Consider the following 18,308-nt stretch of genomic DNA (forward strand, 5'->3'; position numbering starts at 1 on the left):
AATGAATTTAATAGAGATAAATTGGAGATCACATGACTGTAGATGTTACTGAAAGCATTACTCAAACCACACATCCCGCGTTTCAGCTATTACGTCAACACCATGTAGAAGCACTCGATATTCAAGTTTCAGAATATAAGCACAAAGTGACTGGTGCAGTTCACTACCATTTAGCCACAACGCATGACGAAAATGTGTTCTTGGCGGCATTTAGAACGCAGCCGATGGATTCCAAAGGTGCTGCACATATTTTAGAGCATACGGCACTCTGTGGTTCTGAAAAGTTCCCTGTACGTGATCCGTTCTTTTTGATGATCCGCCGTTCATTGAACACATTTATGAATGCATTCACAGCAGCGGATTGGACAGCGTATCCTTTTGCAACACAGAACAAAAAAGACTTTCAAAACTTATTGTCTGTGTATTTAGATGCGGCTTTTGCCGCGAATTTAAATCCTTTGGATTTTGCGCAAGAAGGTATTCGTATTGAGCTGGAAAATGATCAAGCCGTTTATAAAGGTGTGGTATTTAATGAAATGAAAGGAGCGATGAGCTCTCCTTCAGATCAGCTATATCATCAGCTTGCACATCATTTATTCCCAGAAACGACCTATCACTACAACTCTGGTGGCGATCCTAAAGATATTCCAGACCTAAGCTATGAGCAGTTGGTGGATTTCTATAAAATTCACTATCACCCAAGTAATGCCGTGTTCATGACCTTTGGCAATCAAAGTGCGTATGACCTGCAAGAGCAATTTGAGAAATTAGCTCTACATAAGTTTTCTCAAGGGACAACTTTATATTCAAAACCTGAGAAGCGTTTAACTGCACCTGTAGAAGTGACTGAAAGCTATGCGGTTGACAGTGAGGATCTGAAAGACAAGACTTACCATGTTATGTCGTGGTTGTTACCTGAAACCAGTGATACTAAATTACGTCTAGGTATGCGTTTGGTTGAGGGAATTCTATTAGAAAATTCTGCTTCACCTTTACGCCATTACTTAGAAACTTGTGGTTATGCACAATCAACAGGTCCTTTAATGGGAGTTGATGACAGCAACTTTGAAATGACCTTCTATTGTGGAGTTCAAGGCTCTAATGCTGAACATGCAGAAACATTTAAAAATGGCATTCTCGATATTCTGAAAGAGGTTGCTTCTAAGCCAGTAGATACTGATTTTGTTGATGCCATTCTTCATCAAATTGAATTACATCAACGTGAAATCAATGGTGATGGAACACCGTATGGTCTCAGTCTGATTTTGAATGGGCTAGGTAGTGCGATTCATCATAGCGATCCAGTTCATGTCTGGGATGTAGACTCTGCGATTGAACAAGTGAAAGAAGAGTTAAAAGACCCGATGTGGTTATCAAACTTGATTCAAACCCACTTGTTGGATAATCCGCACCGTGTACAAATGACTTTAGTACCTGATGCAACGAAATCAGTGAAAGAGCAACAGGCTGAACAAGCACGTTTGGCTGAGATTACAGCTCATCTGACGGATGCGCAGAAAGTTGAAATCCAAGAAAAAACGGCTGCATTAAAGCAACGCCAAGACACACCAGATGATCTTGAATTGTTACCAAAAGTTGGTTTAGAAGATGTACCTGCTGAATTGCAAATTGTGCAAGGTCAACTACGTGAAATTATTTGCAATGGCTTAGATACGCCGTTGAATTTATATCATGCAGGAACCAATGGTATTTATTACCAACAAGTATTGATTCAGATTCCTGATGAAATCGTGCAATCTCCATACTTCAATTTACTCTCAATTCTAATGGGAGAAGTTGGTGCGGGTGAGTACGATTATTTGGAATTCCAGCAAATCCAAACCGCAGTAAGTGGTGGTTTAGGTATGGGGGCATCATTGCGCAGCAAGGTCGATGACAAAGACCGTATTAGTGCATGGCTCACGCTGACGACAAAATCACTGACGCAAAAACTAGATGCAATTCAATTATTAAAATTGGCATTTGAGCAACTCCGTTTTGATGAGAAAGACCGTATCATCGAGTTATTGCAGCAACGCAAAACTCGCTGGCAATCACGTTTATCTGGCTCTGGTCATAGTTATGCAATGCAAGCTGCCTCACGTCAAATGAGCGCACTTGCTCGCCGTGATTATCACAATACGGGTTTAGGCGCATTAAACTGGCTCAGTGACTTGGTTGCGAAAATTGATCAAGATGATAGCGCTTATCAAGCATTGATTACTGAATTACAGTCGATTCATCGTAAGTTGCTGCAAGCACCTAAACAATTCTTGTTGGTATGTGAAGAACATCAATCTGATCGTTTAGTTGAAGAAGTTCAAAACGTTTGGGATAAGTTGGTTGTTGATAAAACACCTGTCACTTTAACGCAAGTAGAACAGGTCAATACTTCAGATGATGAAGCATGGTTAATTCAAGCGAATGTTCAGTTCTGTTCATCTGCTTATCAAGCAGTTGATGTCGCACACCCTGATGCAGCACCTTTGATGGTATTGGCAGCTTATTTACGTAATGGTTTCTTGCATAGTGCCATTCGCGAAAAAGGCGGTGCATATGGTGGTGGTGCAAGTTATGATGGCAATGCGTGCTCATTCCGTTTCTATAGCTATCGTGATCCACGTCTAGCGGAAACGTTTAATGATTTTGAAGCCAGTGTGCAATGGTTACTTAATACCGAACAACAACCGCATCAACTCGAAGAAGCAATTCTAGGTTTAGTGGCTGGTATGGATAAACCAGGCTCACCGGCTGGGGAAGCAATTACCGCATGTTATGCCTTGTTGCATGCACGTACGCCAAAATTCCGTAAAATCTTACGTGAGCGTTTACTTAACGTGAACTTAGAGGATTTACAGCGTGTTGCGAAGCAATATCTATTGGCTCAAAAACCAGTGAAAGCGGTGGTTGCGCCATTTGCGAAACGTGAAGAATTGCAGAAACTTGGATTTAATATCCAGCAAGTTAATTAGTAAAATAAAAATCGGAGAAATCTATGGCGTTCAAATCTTTTGAACGTAGTCATTTGGAGCTGAGTATCCTTGCGATACTTGGCTCTTTAGCGACATCGTTGTCACATGCTGAAGCGACAGCACCGGCAAGTCCTGCAACCGTTGATGCCTGTGTGGCCTTGGCCGCAAATGCTGAGCGTCTGGCTTGTTATGACAGCCTTTTTAAAGCGCCGACCATTATTCCAACACAAGTTCAGACCGATGCCGCACCTATGGTTGCAGCCGCTATGCCTGTGGCTGAATCGAGTGAACCAGCCAAACCAGAGTCTTTGAAAGATAAGGTGGTTCAAAAGGTCAGTGACTTGCATATATTAGGCGCTGCACCAAAATTTGATCCAAATGTTTCATTACTCGATCGCCGTTGGGAATTGTCAGAAGAAAGTAAATTGGGGGTATGGAATATTCGTGCTTATCAACCAGTTTATCTGTTACCAGTGTTCTGGACCAGTGATAAAAATGAATTTCCAAGCAGTCCGAACCCTGAAAATACAGTCAAAGATAAGCAAGAGTTGACCTCGAGTGAAGCAAAGTTCCAGCTTTCGTTTAAGACCAAAGCTTGGGAAAATATATTTGGTAATAATGGTGATCTCTGGTTGGGTTACACGCAATCTTCACGTTGGCAAGTTTATAACTCAGAGGAATCAAGACCATTCCGTGAGACCAATTATGAGCCTGAAGCAAGTTTGATGTTTAGAACCAATTATGAAATTTTAGGTCTAAATGCACGTTTGCTTGGGGTGACTTTAAACCACCAATCCAATGGTCGTTCAGATCCGTTATCGCGTAGTTGGAACCGTGTGATTTTTAATCTTGGTTTTGAAAAAGACAACTTCGCACTGATGCTGCGTCCTTGGTACCGTGTTGAAGAAGATGCCAAAGATGATAATAACCCTGATATTAAGGATTATATCGGTCGTGGCGATTTAACCGCATTTTACCGTAAGGGCAATAATGATTTTTCTTTGATGTTACGCCATTCATTAAAAGGTGGTGATCGTTCACATGGTGCGGTTCAGTTTGACTGGGCTTTCCCAATTAAAGATAAATTACGCGGTCATTTTCAAATATTTGATGGCTATGGCGAGAGCTTGATTGATTATAACCACCGAGCAACCTATGTCGGCTTGGGTGTATCTTTAATGAACTGGTACTAAATGAGTTTAAATATTCCAGAGTCCTTATTGCAGCTTGAAGCGAATTGTGGTGTCTTTGCACTCTGGTTAATCGTGAAGCAATATCATACCCATATTGATATTGCTGACCTGATTTGTTTGTCTGGCCATGATCGAGAAGACGGGACATTCACTATTGCTTTGGCTGTGGCACTGAAAAAATTAGGGTTTGAGGTATCGTTCTATACGGCGCCTGACCCTAATATCGATGAAAAGGAAAAGCAAAGTTATCTTGATGCGCAGCGTCTTCAGATTCCGGTTCAGGCTGCTTTAACTTATTCAGAGATTCAGCAAGCTTTTGAACAAGGCCACTTCGTGATTGTGTTTTATGACACATTAGAAGGTATGGGGAACCAGTCCTTGATTTATTCAATCGATGAACACGAAATTAGTTTTTGTGATCATTTTGACGTGATGTCTAAAACAGTGTTTGAACAACAACGTCAAAGCGATGAAATTTGTCGACAAGTGATTGTGATTCAACAGCCTGTTGATCATTATCCTATCTGAATATTGGCATTGGCGTGTTTTAAGCGGCTCTTCTTTGGAGTCGCAATTAAATAGGCCAGTGTTAAAGGTCCCAATCGTCCCGTAAACATCAGCAAACTCAGCACAAACAAACTACCATCATGCAACTGACCCGTTGCACCTCGTGACAGTCCTACAGTACATGCGGCAGAGACCACTTCAAACATCAGATCGAGCACATCTAATTTTGGTTCAAGCAGGAAAACAATAAAGCACCCTACAAAAACGAGCATGCCTGTAATGGCAGTAACTGCAAGTGCTTTATAAGTTGTTTCTTGTGAAACTGAATGGTTAAAAATCCGAATTTCTTCATTACGGCGTAGAAAGGAAATCACACAGAGCAATAAAATTACAAAAGTACCGACCTTAATACCGCCAGCCGTACTAAGTGAACCACCACCAATAAACATCAATAACATAGTCAATAAAGCCGTACTATGTTCCATTGAACCTGTATCAATGGTGTTAAATCCTGAAGACCGTGGCACAGTTGCTTGAAACCATGCATTCATGGCTTGTTCACCTAAACTCATTGAACCTAGGGTGAGTGGATTGTTGGACTCTAAAAGCCAGATCAGTACAAAAGCGACAAGGTTTAAAATTGCGATGGTACTGAGGATCAATTTGCTGTTCGGGGTCAACTTGCTCCAGCGTTTATTTTGTTTAACATCAATCAGAACCAAGAAGCCAATCCCGCCTAAGGTATATAACATACTGATGGTGAGACAAATCAGATAGTGGCTTTGAAAGTTAATCAGACTGTTATCAAACAGGGAAAAACCTGCATTATTAAAAGCTGAGACACTATAGAAAACAGCATAATAAAGGCCGCGATCAAAACCATACATTGGAGCAAAGGAGGCTGTCAGAATAATGACGCCAATCAACTCAAAGAACAGGGTATACAGTACTACGCCTTTGGCAACGAAGGTGACTTTAGAAAGGCTGGTTTGACCTAAACTGTCTTGCGCCATCATTTGTTGTTTTAGCCCCAGTTTCGGAGCAAGGCTTAAGGCTGCCAATATAGCGAAGGTCATAAAACCTAAACCACCCGATTGAATCAACAAAAGGATAATAAACTGCCCAAGATGATTGAATGAATCATTTAGGTTTACGACTGATAAACCTGTAATGGTCACAGCCGAAGTTGCTGTAAACAAGGCATCCATCCAGCTCACATTGCCTTTATTTGCAATCGGCATTTTTAGTAATATCGTGCCAATAATAATAAAACTAAGAAACCCAATCGCGAGTAAAGACGGTGGGCTGAGGTTGAAAATTTTCTGGGAGTTTATTTTGAATGCCATATTATGCGAAACATCCTGAAAGTTTTCGGAGATGACTGAGTAAACCTTCTAGAATGAGGACATCACCTGTTTTTAAAGTGAAGTTGCCGTCTGTTTCATAGAGAATTTCTTGATCTCGTTTTAACAATAAAAGTTTGATATGCGGTTCTTGTTTTAAAATGCCAGATAAATTTACGTTGTTGAGCTTTTCATGCACAGGAACTTTGACAATGTAATGATCGTGATCAAGCGCCATATAACGGCTTACCATTGGGTAATTTAATGCCTGAGCAACTCGAACACCCATATCTTCTTCAGGATGGATAATCTTACTGACATTTAAATGAGAAAGAATGGTGTGATGTGCTTTGGTTTTAGCCTTGACCAGAATTTTCTCAACACCAAGATTCTTGAGATTTAAAACACAGAGAATACTGGCTTCAATATCTTCACCAATGGCAACAACGACAGCATCGCAATTTTGGATATTCAGCTCTTCTAGGACGTGCTCGTCGGTGGCATCGGCAATCACGGCATGGGTAATACGATCAGCAAGACTTTCAACATTGCGTTTAAAAGTATCAATACCAATGACATCATGATTCAGTTTAGTCAGCTCTAATGCAACAGTTGCCCCAAAACTACCTAAACCAATGACTGCAAACTGTGCCATAACTGTCCTTAACTAAATGATAAAAATGTCTTTTTATTCATTTTAAGATGGAATAACTTTCTATTTGTAATGATTTTGTTTGCGCTACACATTTATAAGCAAAACATCGAATAAAAATAAAGCCGACACTAGGTCGGCTTTATAGTTTTGGAAAGCTTATTTAAGAAAACGACGATAGCCCGTATTATCGGTGATTTCGGCATACGGATAAGTAATTTTCTCTAAAGTTTCGACTAAGCCATCTGGATTTTGCTTCGCATCAGTTGCTTGTAGGCCAACCAGTACACGACCCTCCGCAGCGCCATGGTTACGGTAATGGAATAAGGTAATGTTGTGGGTTGGGCCTAAACGTTCTAAGAAGGTTAACAGAGCGCCTGGACGTTCTGGAAACTCAACACGGAATAAACGCTCATGTTCGATATTGGCATGACCACCAATCAAATAACGAATATGCAGTTTCGCAACCTCATCATCAGACAGGTCATCCACTTCATATTGTTGTTTCAACATCTCATGAATTTCATGACGCTCGGTTTCACCACCTTTGAGGCTGATTCCGACAAAGACTTGAGCGAGATTACTATCACTGGCACGGTAGTTAAACTCAGTGATGTTACGACCTTGTAGAGCACGGCAAAAATGCAGAAATGCACCTTTTTGCTCAGGAATTGTTACCGCGTAGATCGCTTCACGACGTTCACCCAACTCAGTGCGTTCTGCAATATAGCGTAAACGGTCAAAGTTCATGTTAGCACCACAAACAATTGAGACCATATTTTTGCCAGTCAGTTGGTGCTCTGCGACATATTTTTTGATCCCAGCCAAGGCCATTGCGCCAGAAGGTTCAACAATACTACGATTCTCGTCATAAGTGTCTTTGATTGCAGCACAAATTTCATCTGTATCTACAGTGACTATATCTGGTTCTACGATTGGACCTGAATTATCTGATTTACGAAGACGAATAATGTCGAAAGGTAACTCACCGATTTGTGCAACAGCCGTACCATCAGCAAATAGACCAACATGAGGTAAAATCACACGTTCATTGGTTTCAAGTGCAGCTTTTAAGCACGCGGATTCTTCGTATTCAACACCAATGATTCTGACATGTGGTGCAACTTCACCTAAGTAGGCTGCAACCCCAGCGATTAAACCACCACCGCCGACAGCAACAAAAACGTATTCTACATCACGCCATTGACGCAATAACTCATTGGCAATGGTTCCTTGTCCCGCAATCACCAGTTCATCATCATAAGGTGGAATAAAAACCAAGCCTTCATCTTCAGCACGCTGTTTGGCATATTTATTTGCAACATCAAAACTGTCGCCATGTAACACAACTTGGCCACCTAAACGCTTAACTGCCTGAACCTTAATGTCAGGTGTAGTGCTTGGCATGACAATGATGGCATGAATCCCTAATTTTTTTCCTGATAGAGCGACACCCTGAGCATGATTACCTGCAGATGCACAAATAACACCACGATCAAGCTGATCTTTTGGTAATTGGCTAATTCGGTTGTAAGCACCGCGTAGCTTGAAAGAGAATACAGGCTGTAAATCTTCACGTTTAAATCGAATGTTATTATTAATTTTCTGACTAATTCGTGGAGCTGCTTCAAGCGGTGTTTCAATCGCAACATCATAAACCGTTGCTTGTAAAATTTGTCGTACCACACGAGACAGCATGTTCATCTTCCCTATAACAGTTTAAAATAGGCAATCATTGTAGCAAACCCCTGTGCATTTGCGCTGTTTTCTTAAAGCAAATGTCAAAATAGTTGAGTGAAGTCATGAGTCTATATGCAACCCAAGATGAAAAAAAACAAGCTGCGGCCAAAGCAGCTTTGAAACATTTGCCTAAAGGCGGCATTTTGGGCGTAGGAACAGGAAGTACCGTTAATTTTTTAATTGATTTATTGCCTGAATTGCAATTAGAAGCGGCAGTGGCAAGTTCAACTGCAACAGCTGAACGCCTAAAAAAACTAGGTATTGAAGTGGTCGATATGAATTCTGTCGGTGGTTTAGATGCTTATGTGGATGGTGCTGATGAAATTGACCGTCATATGCATATGATCAAAGGTGGTGGTGCAGCATTAACCCGTGAAAAAATTGTGGCATCAATTGCAAAGAAATTTGTATGTATCGTAGATGACTCAAAATGGGTAGAGCAATTAGGACGTGATTTCCCACTTCCTATTGAAGTGATTCCAATGGCACGTTCTGCAGTGGCTCGTAAAATTGTTGCGCTAGGTGGTGATCCTGTTTATCGCGAAGGTGTTGTAACCGATAATGGGAACGTGATTTTAGACGTATTTAATCTGAATATTCTAAATGCGATTGAGTTGGAAAAGACCATTAATGATATTCCCGGTGTTGTAACCAATGGTATCTTTGCATTAAATGCGGCAACCATTGCTGTTGTTGCAACTGACAGTGGTATCGAAGAGCGCACAGCACAATAATGCCATCAGTTTCATTAGAAACGCTGTTACCTGAAATTAAAGTTGTTCGACATGCAAGGGCAAGAAATTTGCGCTTGCGTGTTGAGCCAACAGGTATTCGCCTCACAGTTCCTTTGTTTTGTAGCAAACGACAGATTCAGCAGTTTCTGCATCAGTCTGAACAATGGTTGATCGAGACTTGGGCTAAACAACAACAGCAATTTAATCAAATTACGATATTTCCTGAATCGTTGACATTGTTTCACCATGTGCAGCCTTTTAAGATTATTCAACAACAGCAACGACATATTTTTAAGTTTGATTTCGAGCAACAGCAATTACTGATTCGGCATGAACAGTCTGAACAAGCTTTACAAGCCGCTGTCATGGCTTATGCAAAGCGGTTTTTACCTGAATATTTAGCTCAAGTGAGTCAGCAGATCAGTCTATCGTACCAGCAATGTAGTATTCGAAAGCCCAAAACACGCTGGGGCAGTTGCAACTCCAAACATGACATCATGTTGAATGCTGCATTGGTGTTGATGCCAGAACAGATTGTGCGATCAGTTTGTGTACATGAGTTGGTGCATACCAAACACTTTGATCATAGTGCTGCATTTTGGAGTGAAGTGGAAAAGCACGATGCCAATTATCTTGAGCATCGAAAGCAATTGAAACAGACGCAATTGCCGAGTTGGTACTATAAAAAATAATAGAATATACGTTTTGTCTTAACCATTAAAAAAGCGATTGTTCCGAACAGTTAAACCTTTCCGAATACGTATAGCCTGTTTTAGGCTAGGTACATCATTTTGCCATTGTTTGAGTACCAAAATAATGGCAATGATTTCAGCGCGTGTCAGAAGACCTAGCCAGAAAACAATCCAGAATAAAATTTGACTTTGGTCTGTAAGTGTCACTTGTACCAATAAGGCAAAGAGAAATAAGGTCCAAATTTTTGCACCAAGACTGTGGGTGGCCACTTCTTTACGGAACTTAATAAAGCTAACCATATAAATCGCCACTTCAAATAAAATTAGAACCAGAATCGGCCAAATGTATTGTTTAAAAAAAACAGATTGTTGTAAGTAAATTGATGCGATGGCACAAATAAAGAAGATTTGATCAATATTGGAGTCTAAGCGACGCAATTTCTCATCGGATACGCCTAAATGTCTTGCAATGATGCCATCAAAGATATCACTCATTAGTCCGAGTGTTAAAAATACGACGGTATAAAGAGGATAAAAGCTAGGCCGTAATATTGTTACTACCACAATTAGAAAGCCGAGTAGCAATCTGGAATAAACAAGAAGTGTAGGGATTTGATACTTAAGAGGCATTAAAAATAATATCGATGAGTTTATTAGTGTAGTATATCAGCCGAAGAAGAAAGCTAAGATTGAAATAACAGATTTTAAATAAAACAACAGCTTAATTAAAGCTGTTGTTTTATTGGAGTCGACAAGATTATTTTGGATTTGGACATTAACGCTTTGGCTAAACATCAATGTTTTAATTTAGCTTGAACTATGAGAAATTGCACTGTAATTGAGTGGTCTGTAACTGATCAGGTGCTTTGCGACTGTCTAAGCCAGCACTTGCACTTACTACCTGGTTTGCCTTTATTTTGACTTGAATAAAGTTATATTGCAGTGTGCTATTGTTTGGTTCAGTTGAGCTACTATTTAATAAGTATTCAAAATTGGACTTATCTATCTGTAATAAATTATCAGTACTATCGCTATCCAATTTTGAGCTAAAAGTTTGTCCATCTTTTATTAATTCTAGCCAACCATCGGCACGGACATTGAGTTGGCAATTACTATTTGAATCTTTGTAATGACCGATTAAATATTCAATGGAAGGTAAGCTTGCATTCACAATGTTGATACCCGTAATACCTTGTTTGCATGGGTATAGAGAACCATTACAACTCTCTGTTGTATCGGAAAAACCAACTGCACGTCGATAATCACCAGCACCAATGATACGGAAAATCGTATTAGAGTTAATGACAGGATTTTCTCCAGCATATGCTTTTTGCTTTAATAAAGCATAGCCTTGTGGGTTTATAGATGCTTGCTGGTAATGGTCAGCAAGTTGGAGTGTAGCCTGTTTGAGTGATGCGGCAAATGCGTCCTTAGCATTTTTTTGATTCGTAGTAATATCTACTAATGTATTTTTAGCGGGGTCAATATTATCAGGAGTTGTCTTTACTAAAGATGTTAGAGTACTTTGATCACCACGAATTTTTTTTGTATCGAGATAACCATCTCTTAAATCAACCGCTAAATTTTGAGTAAATTCAGCAAAACTATTATTTGGGTAAGTGTTTGACCATTGTTGTAGAAGACCAAAACTGAGATAGGTATTTGTATATAGGCTAGATTGTAACGAAATGCTTGGTGGAGAAAAGACACTAAATAAGCTATTTGGATTCAGATTGCTAATATCTAACTGATTGAAAGCATCCGTTAATGCAGTATTTACATCGCTTGTTGCAAGTTTTAATTGTAGAGCAGTAATATCGGTTGGGGTGCTATTTGTGTCTGTAGGTAATACCCCTGAACGTATTAGAGCACGTTGATAAATTGCTTCTGAACTTGGGTTAATGTAAATAGCTTGTGTGAGATTTGCTATATTTACTTCAACCAAACTACGTAAAATCATAGAGACTTTTTGATATTGGCCACTTTGAAAGTCGTAGATGAGTGAGTTGGGGGTAGTAGCGAGTTCAATACGATAGAGATGGTTTCTATTCAAAATTCGCGGTAGTGTAATATTTAGATCAGTTGTTGTGCTTACTGATTGTTCGAAGATCAAGGTATTGTCAAAATTATCATAAATTCTAACGACTATGTCACGCATTTCAACTGCTGCTTTGACATTGAAACTCTTCGGTTTTGGTTCTGATACAGTGGTTGTGGTTTCTACTTTCGCTTTACTTTCACCACTTCCACAACCAACTAATGCCGAACTAAGTAGAAGTGTACTAAGCCCTAAGCAAATATGATGATGTAGTCTTTGTTTTGACATCAAAGAAGGCATTCCAGCTCTCCAAAAAATTTTGCATCCATGAAATTTATTATTACCGCAATTTTTTTATTCTATTCGAATAGTGAAATGATTCAATAGTATTTCTTGACCAATGGTAGAATCAATCCAAATATAATGAGTTTATTTGTATTCTCTCATAAACTTTTGAGTGTTTAATCAAGATTGACAGTACTTTTATTTTGTTAAAAGTTAGGTACTTGAAGATTGTGTAAAATGGGTCAAACTGCCATACTATTTATCTAAATGAAAGCTTGAGGTGTCACGCGTGATTTCTGTTGGTATTGTTGGTGGAACTGGATACACTGGGGTTGAGCTATTACGTCTTTTATTAAGACATTCACAAGTTCAGGTTCGTATTCTCACTTCTCGTACAGAAGCAGGAAAGCGTGTTGCAGATATGTTCCCAAGTTTACGCGGGCATACAACACTCGAGTTTTCAGATCTGGATTTAGATCAATTAGCACAATGTGATGTTGTATTTTTTGCAACGCCACATGGTGTAGCGATGCAACATGCTGAAAAATTGATTGCTACAGGTACAAAAGTCATTGATCTTGCTGCTGATTTTCGCTTGCAGGATTTGGTTCAGTTTGAAAAATGGTATGGTATGCAACACAGTTGTCCTACCATCTTAAAAGATTCTGTTTATGGTTTAACTGAGTTAAATCGTGAGAAGATCAAGCAAGCACAAGTCATTGGTAATCCAGGTTGTTATCCAACCACGGTACAATTAGGCTTAGCTCCATTACTTAAAAATCCAGACCAACTGATTCAAACACAAAGTATTATTGTGGATGCAAAGTCAGGGGTGTCTGGGGCGGGTCGTAAAGCAAGCCTAGGTATGATTTACAGTGAAAACGCTGATAATTTTAAAGCCTATGGTGTTGCTGGACATCGTCATCATCCCGAGATTGTTGAAGCGCTGGAAAATATTTCAGGACAAAAAGGGCAGTTTGATCAGCTTATTTTTGTGCCGCATCTAGTACCAATGATTCGTGGCATGTTGAGTACGATTTATGTTGACTTAACCGAACAAGGTCAGCAACTTGACTTACAAGCACTTTACGAAGATTTCTATAAAGATGAACGCTTTGTTGATGTCATGCCTACAAATAGTTCTCCAGAAACACGTAGTGTTCGCGGTGCGAACGAGCTTAGAATTGCACTCTACCGCCCACAAGCCAATAAATTGATTATCTTGGTTGCTCAAGACAACCTAGTCAAAGGCGCTGCAGGTCAGGCGATTCAAAATATGAACTTAATGTTTGGTTTTGATGAGGCTGCAGGCTTGGAAGGTATTGGTTTATTACCATAAAAAACGCTTTTTTACTTCACACACATTTAAATTTCGATTTTAATGTGTGCTTTGATGCAGATCATAACGATAGAGATGATGATGGAAAACGTTGAACCGACTACTTCACCAGACAGTTCCGTTGAAAAAAATAAATTCTTAAAAACGAATTTACCTTTGATTATTGGTGCTACTGTTCTTATCGGTAGCAGTTTTTTGCTTGGCTATACTGTCGGCCACCGTCAAGGTTTAACTGTGGTTGGTTATGATGCAGATGCTGAGCAATTGGTAGATGTGGTTCAGAAACAAAAGACTGCATTGGATTCGGTCAGCAAGAGTTTGAATGCTGCTGTTCAAGAGCGTGATATGGCTGTGGGTAATGCAGATGACTTATTCAAAGCAGTGAATCAAGCCAATGCGGATAAGACCCAATTTGAAGGGATGAATGCGATTTATCGTGATATTTTGAGACAACGTGGTGGTGTAAGCTTAACCATTCAAAATATGGCAATTAAATCTTTACCGGAAAATGCCTTTGAATATCAGATTGATCTTGTTCAAGTAAGCCCAAATAAACGCCGTGCTTCTGGTTCGGTTGAGTTGCGCTTAATTAAAGATACTGAAATCTTAGTTGTGCCTTTAGAAGATAAAAACTTCAATTTCGATGATTTTGAGCGCCTAACGGGGCGTTGGACAATGCCCAAAGGGTTTACGCCTCAATTCATTGAAGTGCGTTTAACAGGCGCTGGTACACCTGTAATTAAACGCTTTAGTTGGCAAAGAGGTAAACCGGTTGATGCAGGTTCTGCTTTCGTGTCGGAAATACCTCAAGCTGAAGCAAATGCTCAATAAATTTTAGATTAAGAACTCAATATGCGAAGATATAAACGTCAAATGAATTTAAGTGAAGTGAAAAATTCTTTTCATCAATCTGGGTTTGTCGATTGGCACTTGAATCCACGTTTAAGTGATTCGCAAGAGGATCATGAGGGTGAGGTGGTTGTACAAACAGCCCCTCCAGAATTAAAACGACCGCCGTTATATGCAGTTGTTTTAATGAACGATGATTACACGCCGATGGATTTTGTCATTGAAGTTCTACAAAGTTATTTTGGGTTGGACTTCGATCAGGCCAGTCAGGTGATGTTAACAGTTCATTATGAAGGTAAAGGCACTGCGGGTATTTATCCACGAGATATTGCTGAAACAAAAGCAAATCAGGTGAATAACTATGCCAGAGCTCAAGGTCATCCTTTGTTATGCCAAATCGAACCTGAGCAGCGTTAAGAAAAGCAACGCTTTTTAGCTGCGCAAGTCGAACAGCTATGCTGTGAGTGAAGGCGTTAAGAAAAGCAACGCTCTTGCGGAATATATTCCTCATGCGCAAGACGAGCAACTATGTTGCGAGTAACAGCGTTAAGATGAGGAGAATCTATTCGGCGAACAGCTATGCTGTGAGTGAAAGAGTTAAGAAAAGCAACACTCTTGCGGAATTTCATTCCTCATGCGCAAGACCTTGCGCCATTGTATGACTCGTACATTATGAGTGAAATGGTGTAAGTGTTGCTAAAAGCATCAAAGTAAAGCTGTTCGAATCGATGAATGAATGCATATCTTGTTTTGTGCTAAAAACATGAAACAATATACTGAGTATCAATATATTAAACTTATGAATGATTTGTTAGGCTTTAAGCAAGATCATGCAGTATTATAATTTTTTCATAGGTTTAATATTGTTTCATAAATGAATAACAAATTCGCTGTCTTTTTGAACGATTAGATAAGTCTTATTCTCTTTGTAATTGAATTTTTACAACAATACTTTGTTTTGAATCTTGACCAAGATAGTCAACTAATGCTAACAGTAGATTATGAAGCAAAGAGACTTGTAGACGTATATCCAATCACGATTACAGAAGCTCAGCGGATCAAGTCAATAATTCGCTTTTTCATTAAAAGATTTTCTTTTTTTGATAGAGCCCAAGATATAAGGGGGTTACATGCTCAGTCGTCAATTAGAAGTATCGTTACGTTTGGCTGTTAGCATGGCTCGTCAAAAGAGACATGAGTTTCTGACAGTTGAACATTTGTTGCTTGCCTTGCTTGATAACGACTCCGCCGTAAATGCATTAAAAGCATGTGGTGCGGACATCGTTACCTTGCGTAAAGAATTAGAGGAATATGTAGAGCAACATACCCCAAAACTTGGTGATAATAGTGAACAGGCCCCTCATCCAACTGAGAGCTTTGATCGAATTTTGCAACGTGCAATTTTCCATGTTCAATCAAGCGGTGGTGACCGTACGGTTGAAGGTGCAGACGTTTTAGTTGCGATGTATTCAGAACGAGATTCGTTCGCGGTTTATTTACTTAAACGTCATCAAATTAACCGTTTAACTTTGACTCAATACCTATCTCATGGCACACGTAAAGATGAGATTCAGGTTGAAGAAGAAGTGGAAGATATTGAAGGTGAAAGTGCGGCTTCAGCAAATGCTGGACCACTTGAACAATATACGTTGAACTTAAATGTCGAAGCACAAAAGGGTAAAACCGATCCTTTAATTGGTCGTGAAAAAGAAATTGAGCGTGCAGCACAAATTTTATGTCGTCGCCGTAAAAATAATCCGTTGCTCGTCGGTGATCCGGGTGTAGGTAAAACCTCGATTGCGGAAGGCTTGGCTTGGTTGATTGTCAATGGCAAGGCACCGAAACCACTTGCGAATGCTGAAGTTTATAGCTTAGACATCGGTGCATTGGTTGCAGGGACTAAATATCGTGGTGACTTTGAGAAGCGCTTAAAACAATTGTTGAATGCGTTGAAAAAGAATCCAAATGCAATTTTATTCATTGATGAAATTCATATGATCATTGGTGCAGGCTCAAGCATGGGCAGTACTATGGATGCATCGAATTTGATCAAACCAGCATTGGCAAATGGTAGCTTACGTTGCATTGGTTCAACGACCTTTCAGGAATATCGTCAGGTATTCGAGAAAGACCATGCCTTGTCTCGTCGTTTCCAGAAAATTGATGTGAATGAGCCAAGTATCAATGAAACAATTGAGATTTTACGGGGCTTGAAAAACAAGTTCGAAGATTTCCATCATGTTGAATATGATGATAAAGCATTGGTTGCTGCTGTTGAGTTGTCAGCTAAATTTATCAATGATCGTTTCTTGCCAGACAAAGCGATTGATGTGATTGATGAGGCTGGCGCGCAACGCCGCTTGAAAGCAGAAGTGGATGGTACAACGATTTCGGTTGAGAATATTGAAGATATTGTTTCCAAGATTGCCCGTATTCCACCAAAAACAGTTTCTAAAGATGACAAGTCTGTACTCGAGAATCTGGAACGTGATCTTAAACGTGTGGTATTCGGTCAGGATGAGGCGATTACAGCGCTTGCATCAGCGATCAAATTATCTCGTGCAGGCTTAAAAGCACCAGATAAACCAGTGGGTAGTTTTGTCTTTGCTGGTCCAACAGGTGTGGGTAAAACCGAGGTCACTAAACAACTGGCTAAATTGCTAGGCGTAGAGTTGGTTCGTTTCGATATGTCTGAGTATATGGAGCGTCATGCGGTTTCTCGCTTGATTGGTGCGCCTCCAGGTTATGTTGGATATGATCAAGGTGGTTTGCTGACCGATGCGATCCATAAAAATCCACATTGTGTACTGCTGTTGGATGAGATTGAAAAAGCCCATCCAGATGTATTCAACTTGTTATTGCAAGTGATGGATCATGGTGCCTTGACTGACAACAATGGTCGTAAATCTGACTTCAGAAATGTGATTATTGTGCTTACTACCAATATCGGTGCGGAAAGTATTGTTCGTGCAAGTATTGGTTTCACTGAGCAAGATCACAGTGCGGATAACCAAGATGCAATGAAACGCGCATTCTCACCTGAATTCCGTAACCGTTTGGATGGTGTGATTCAATTTAAAGCACTTCCGACGACAATCATCGATTCAGTGGTAGACAAATTCTTAACCGAATTGCAAGCACAGCTGGATGAGAAACAAGTGGTACTCGATGTTGATCAAAGTGCTCGTGACTGGTTATCTGCTAATGGTTATGACCGTCTCATGGGTGCTCGCCCTATGCAACGTCTGATTCAAGAACATTTGAAAAAGCCGCTTGCTGAGATGATTTTATTTGGTGAGCTTGCTGAGCATGGTGGTAATGTTGCAGTTTCTGTGAAAACAGAGAACGGCAAAGATGTCGGCTTAAAATTGGAAGTGTTTGAAGATCATATTAACCCGAGTGCTGAACCTGCTTAATGTTTGAATTGTCTTTCTCAATAACCCAAGTACTTAAAGTATTTGGGTTATTTTTCGTTACAGCGATTGCTGAAATTCTAGGTTGTTATTTTCCTTATCTTATTTTGAATCAAGGAAAATCACATTGGTTGTGGATTCCTACCGCATTAAGTTTAGCGGTCTTTGTTTGGTTGCTGACATTGCATCCTGCAGCATCGGGTCGTATTTATGCGGCTTATGGTGGGATCTATATTTTTACTGCTTTATTGTGGCTGCGTTATGTCGATCAAGTCATGCTGACACGTTGGGATATTCTAGGTGGTCTTGTGGTTTTGTGTGGGGCTAGCTTAATCATTTTGCAGCCGCAGGGCTTAGTTCGTTAGTTTCATTAAGCATGGTATATACCATGCTTAATTTTTTGAATAAGAAAAGAAAAGCAACATAAAAACACTGGGTTATGCTTATTATTCCAGTTAAATAAGCGAAGCCATGATAAGCCTGAATTTAGGCACAAAGAGGCTACTTTTACGGCCTGTTATGAAAATCAGGCCGACAGAATACTGCTACGA

General features: G+C 39.9%; 15 protein-coding genes and 1 pseudogene. 11 read left to right on the top strand and 5 right to left on the bottom strand.

Annotated features, from left to right (window positions below; translation table 11 throughout):
* Nucleotides 1-32 precede the first annotated feature (32 nt).
* From F885_RS16215 to F885_RS16205, 3 genes are read left to right on the top strand one after another with little or no spacing between them, the layout of a single operon-like run.
* Nucleotides 33-2,972, top strand: coding sequence for an insulinase family protein (locus tag F885_RS16215; RefSeq protein WP_005313531.1), 2,940 nt, complete (start codon nt 33-35; stop codon nt 2,970-2,972).
* A gap of 23 nt (nt 2,973-2,995) precedes the next feature.
* Nucleotides 2,996-4,165 carry a phospholipase A gene (locus F885_RS16210; protein WP_005313536.1) on the top strand — a complete coding sequence of 390 codons (1,170 nt, stop codon included), beginning with the start codon at nt 2,996-2,998 and terminating at the stop codon, nt 4,163-4,165.
* On the top strand, nt 4,166-4,693 hold the full coding sequence (locus tag F885_RS16205) for a cysteine peptidase family C39 domain-containing protein (protein WP_005313539.1): 528 nt from the start codon (nt 4,166-4,168) through the stop codon (nt 4,691-4,693).
* On the opposite strand, the gene F885_RS16200 is transcribed toward F885_RS16205, so the two are convergent.
* The 3 genes from F885_RS16200 to ilvA form a co-directional block, all read right to left on the bottom strand.
* Nucleotides 4,681-6,018 carry a TrkH family potassium uptake protein gene (locus F885_RS16200; RefSeq protein ID WP_005313541.1) on the bottom strand — a complete coding sequence of 446 codons (1,338 nt, stop codon included), beginning with the start codon at nt 6,016-6,018 and terminating at the stop codon, nt 4,681-4,683. The genes F885_RS16205 and F885_RS16200 overlap by 13 nt on opposite strands.
* A gap of 1 nt (nt 6,019) precedes the next feature.
* Nucleotides 6,020-6,670 (bottom strand): potassium channel family protein, encoded by a 651-nt coding sequence (locus F885_RS16195; protein ID WP_005313544.1) that lies wholly within the window; start codon nt 6,668-6,670, stop codon nt 6,020-6,022.
* Between the two features lie 156 nt (nt 6,671-6,826).
* Nucleotides 6,827-8,371, bottom strand: a complete 1,545-nt coding sequence (gene ilvA / locus F885_RS16190; RefSeq protein ID WP_171061068.1) for a threonine ammonia-lyase, biosynthetic — start codon at nt 8,369-8,371, stop codon at nt 6,827-6,829.
* A 98-nt stretch (nt 8,372-8,469) separates the two neighbouring features.
* On the opposite strand from ilvA, the gene rpiA reads away from it, so the two are divergent.
* Both rpiA and F885_RS16180 read left to right on the top strand, forming a co-directional pair.
* Entirely contained in the window at nt 8,470-9,141 is a 672-nt protein-coding gene (gene rpiA / locus F885_RS16185) for a ribose-5-phosphate isomerase RpiA (protein ID WP_005204053.1), read from the top strand.
* Complete coding sequence (locus F885_RS16180) at nt 9,141-9,833, top strand: M48 family metallopeptidase (protein ID WP_005313546.1); 693 nt, start codon at nt 9,141-9,143, stop codon at nt 9,831-9,833. Before rpiA ends, F885_RS16180 begins: the two co-directional genes overlap by 1 nt.
* An 18-nt stretch (nt 9,834-9,851) precedes the next feature.
* Here the strand turns inward: F885_RS16180 and F885_RS16175 are convergent, their stop codons facing one another.
* The gene (locus F885_RS16175) at nt 9,852-10,463 is read right to left on the bottom strand and encodes a CDP-alcohol phosphatidyltransferase family protein (RefSeq protein ID WP_005313548.1); all 612 of its coding nucleotides are present in this window, start codon (nt 10,461-10,463) and stop codon (nt 9,852-9,854) included.
* A 187-nt stretch (nt 10,464-10,650) separates the two neighbouring features.
* A complete protein-coding gene (locus F885_RS16170; RefSeq protein ID WP_005313550.1) occupies nt 10,651-12,171 on the bottom strand; it encodes a hypothetical protein in 1,521 nt (506 codons plus the stop codon).
* A gap of 274 nt (nt 12,172-12,445) precedes the next feature.
* On the opposite strand from F885_RS16170, the gene argC reads away from it, so the two are divergent.
* The 6 genes and pseudogenes from argC to F885_RS16145 all read left to right on the top strand — a co-directional run bounded on the left by argC (nt 12,446) and on the right by F885_RS16145 (nt 18,122).
* The gene (gene argC, locus F885_RS16165) at nt 12,446-13,495 is read left to right on the top strand and encodes an N-acetyl-gamma-glutamyl-phosphate reductase (RefSeq protein WP_005313551.1); all 1,050 of its coding nucleotides are present in this window, start codon (nt 12,446-12,448) and stop codon (nt 13,493-13,495) included.
* An 81-nt stretch (nt 13,496-13,576) separates the two neighbouring features.
* Nucleotides 13,577-14,326, top strand: coding sequence for a DUF6776 family protein (locus F885_RS16160; RefSeq protein ID WP_004806783.1), 750 nt, complete (start codon nt 13,577-13,579; stop codon nt 14,324-14,326).
* Between the two features lie 21 nt (nt 14,327-14,347).
* Nucleotides 14,348-14,761: an ATP-dependent Clp protease adapter ClpS gene (gene clpS, locus F885_RS16155; RefSeq protein ID WP_004806784.1), complete on the top strand. Its 414-nt coding sequence runs from the start codon at nt 14,348-14,350 to the stop codon at nt 14,759-14,761.
* A 508-nt stretch (nt 14,762-15,269) separates the two neighbouring features.
* A pseudogene (locus F885_RS21420) lies at nt 15,270-15,430 on the top strand (ATP-dependent Clp protease adaptor ClpS); the annotation flags it as partial.
* 44 nt (nt 15,431-15,474) lie between these two features.
* Nucleotides 15,475-17,760 carry an ATP-dependent Clp protease ATP-binding subunit ClpA gene (gene clpA, locus F885_RS16150; protein WP_005313554.1) on the top strand — a complete coding sequence of 762 codons (2,286 nt, stop codon included), beginning with the start codon at nt 15,475-15,477 and terminating at the stop codon, nt 17,758-17,760.
* On the top strand, nt 17,760-18,122 hold the full coding sequence (locus tag F885_RS16145) for a YnfA family protein (RefSeq protein ID WP_005313556.1): 363 nt from the start codon (nt 17,760-17,762) through the stop codon (nt 18,120-18,122). Before clpA ends, F885_RS16145 begins: the two co-directional genes overlap by 1 nt.
* Nucleotides 18,123-18,308 lie beyond the last annotated feature (186 nt).

The sequence above is a fragment of the Acinetobacter higginsii genome (assembly GCF_000369845.1).
GTDB lineage: Bacteria > Pseudomonadota > Gammaproteobacteria > Pseudomonadales > Moraxellaceae > Acinetobacter > Acinetobacter higginsii.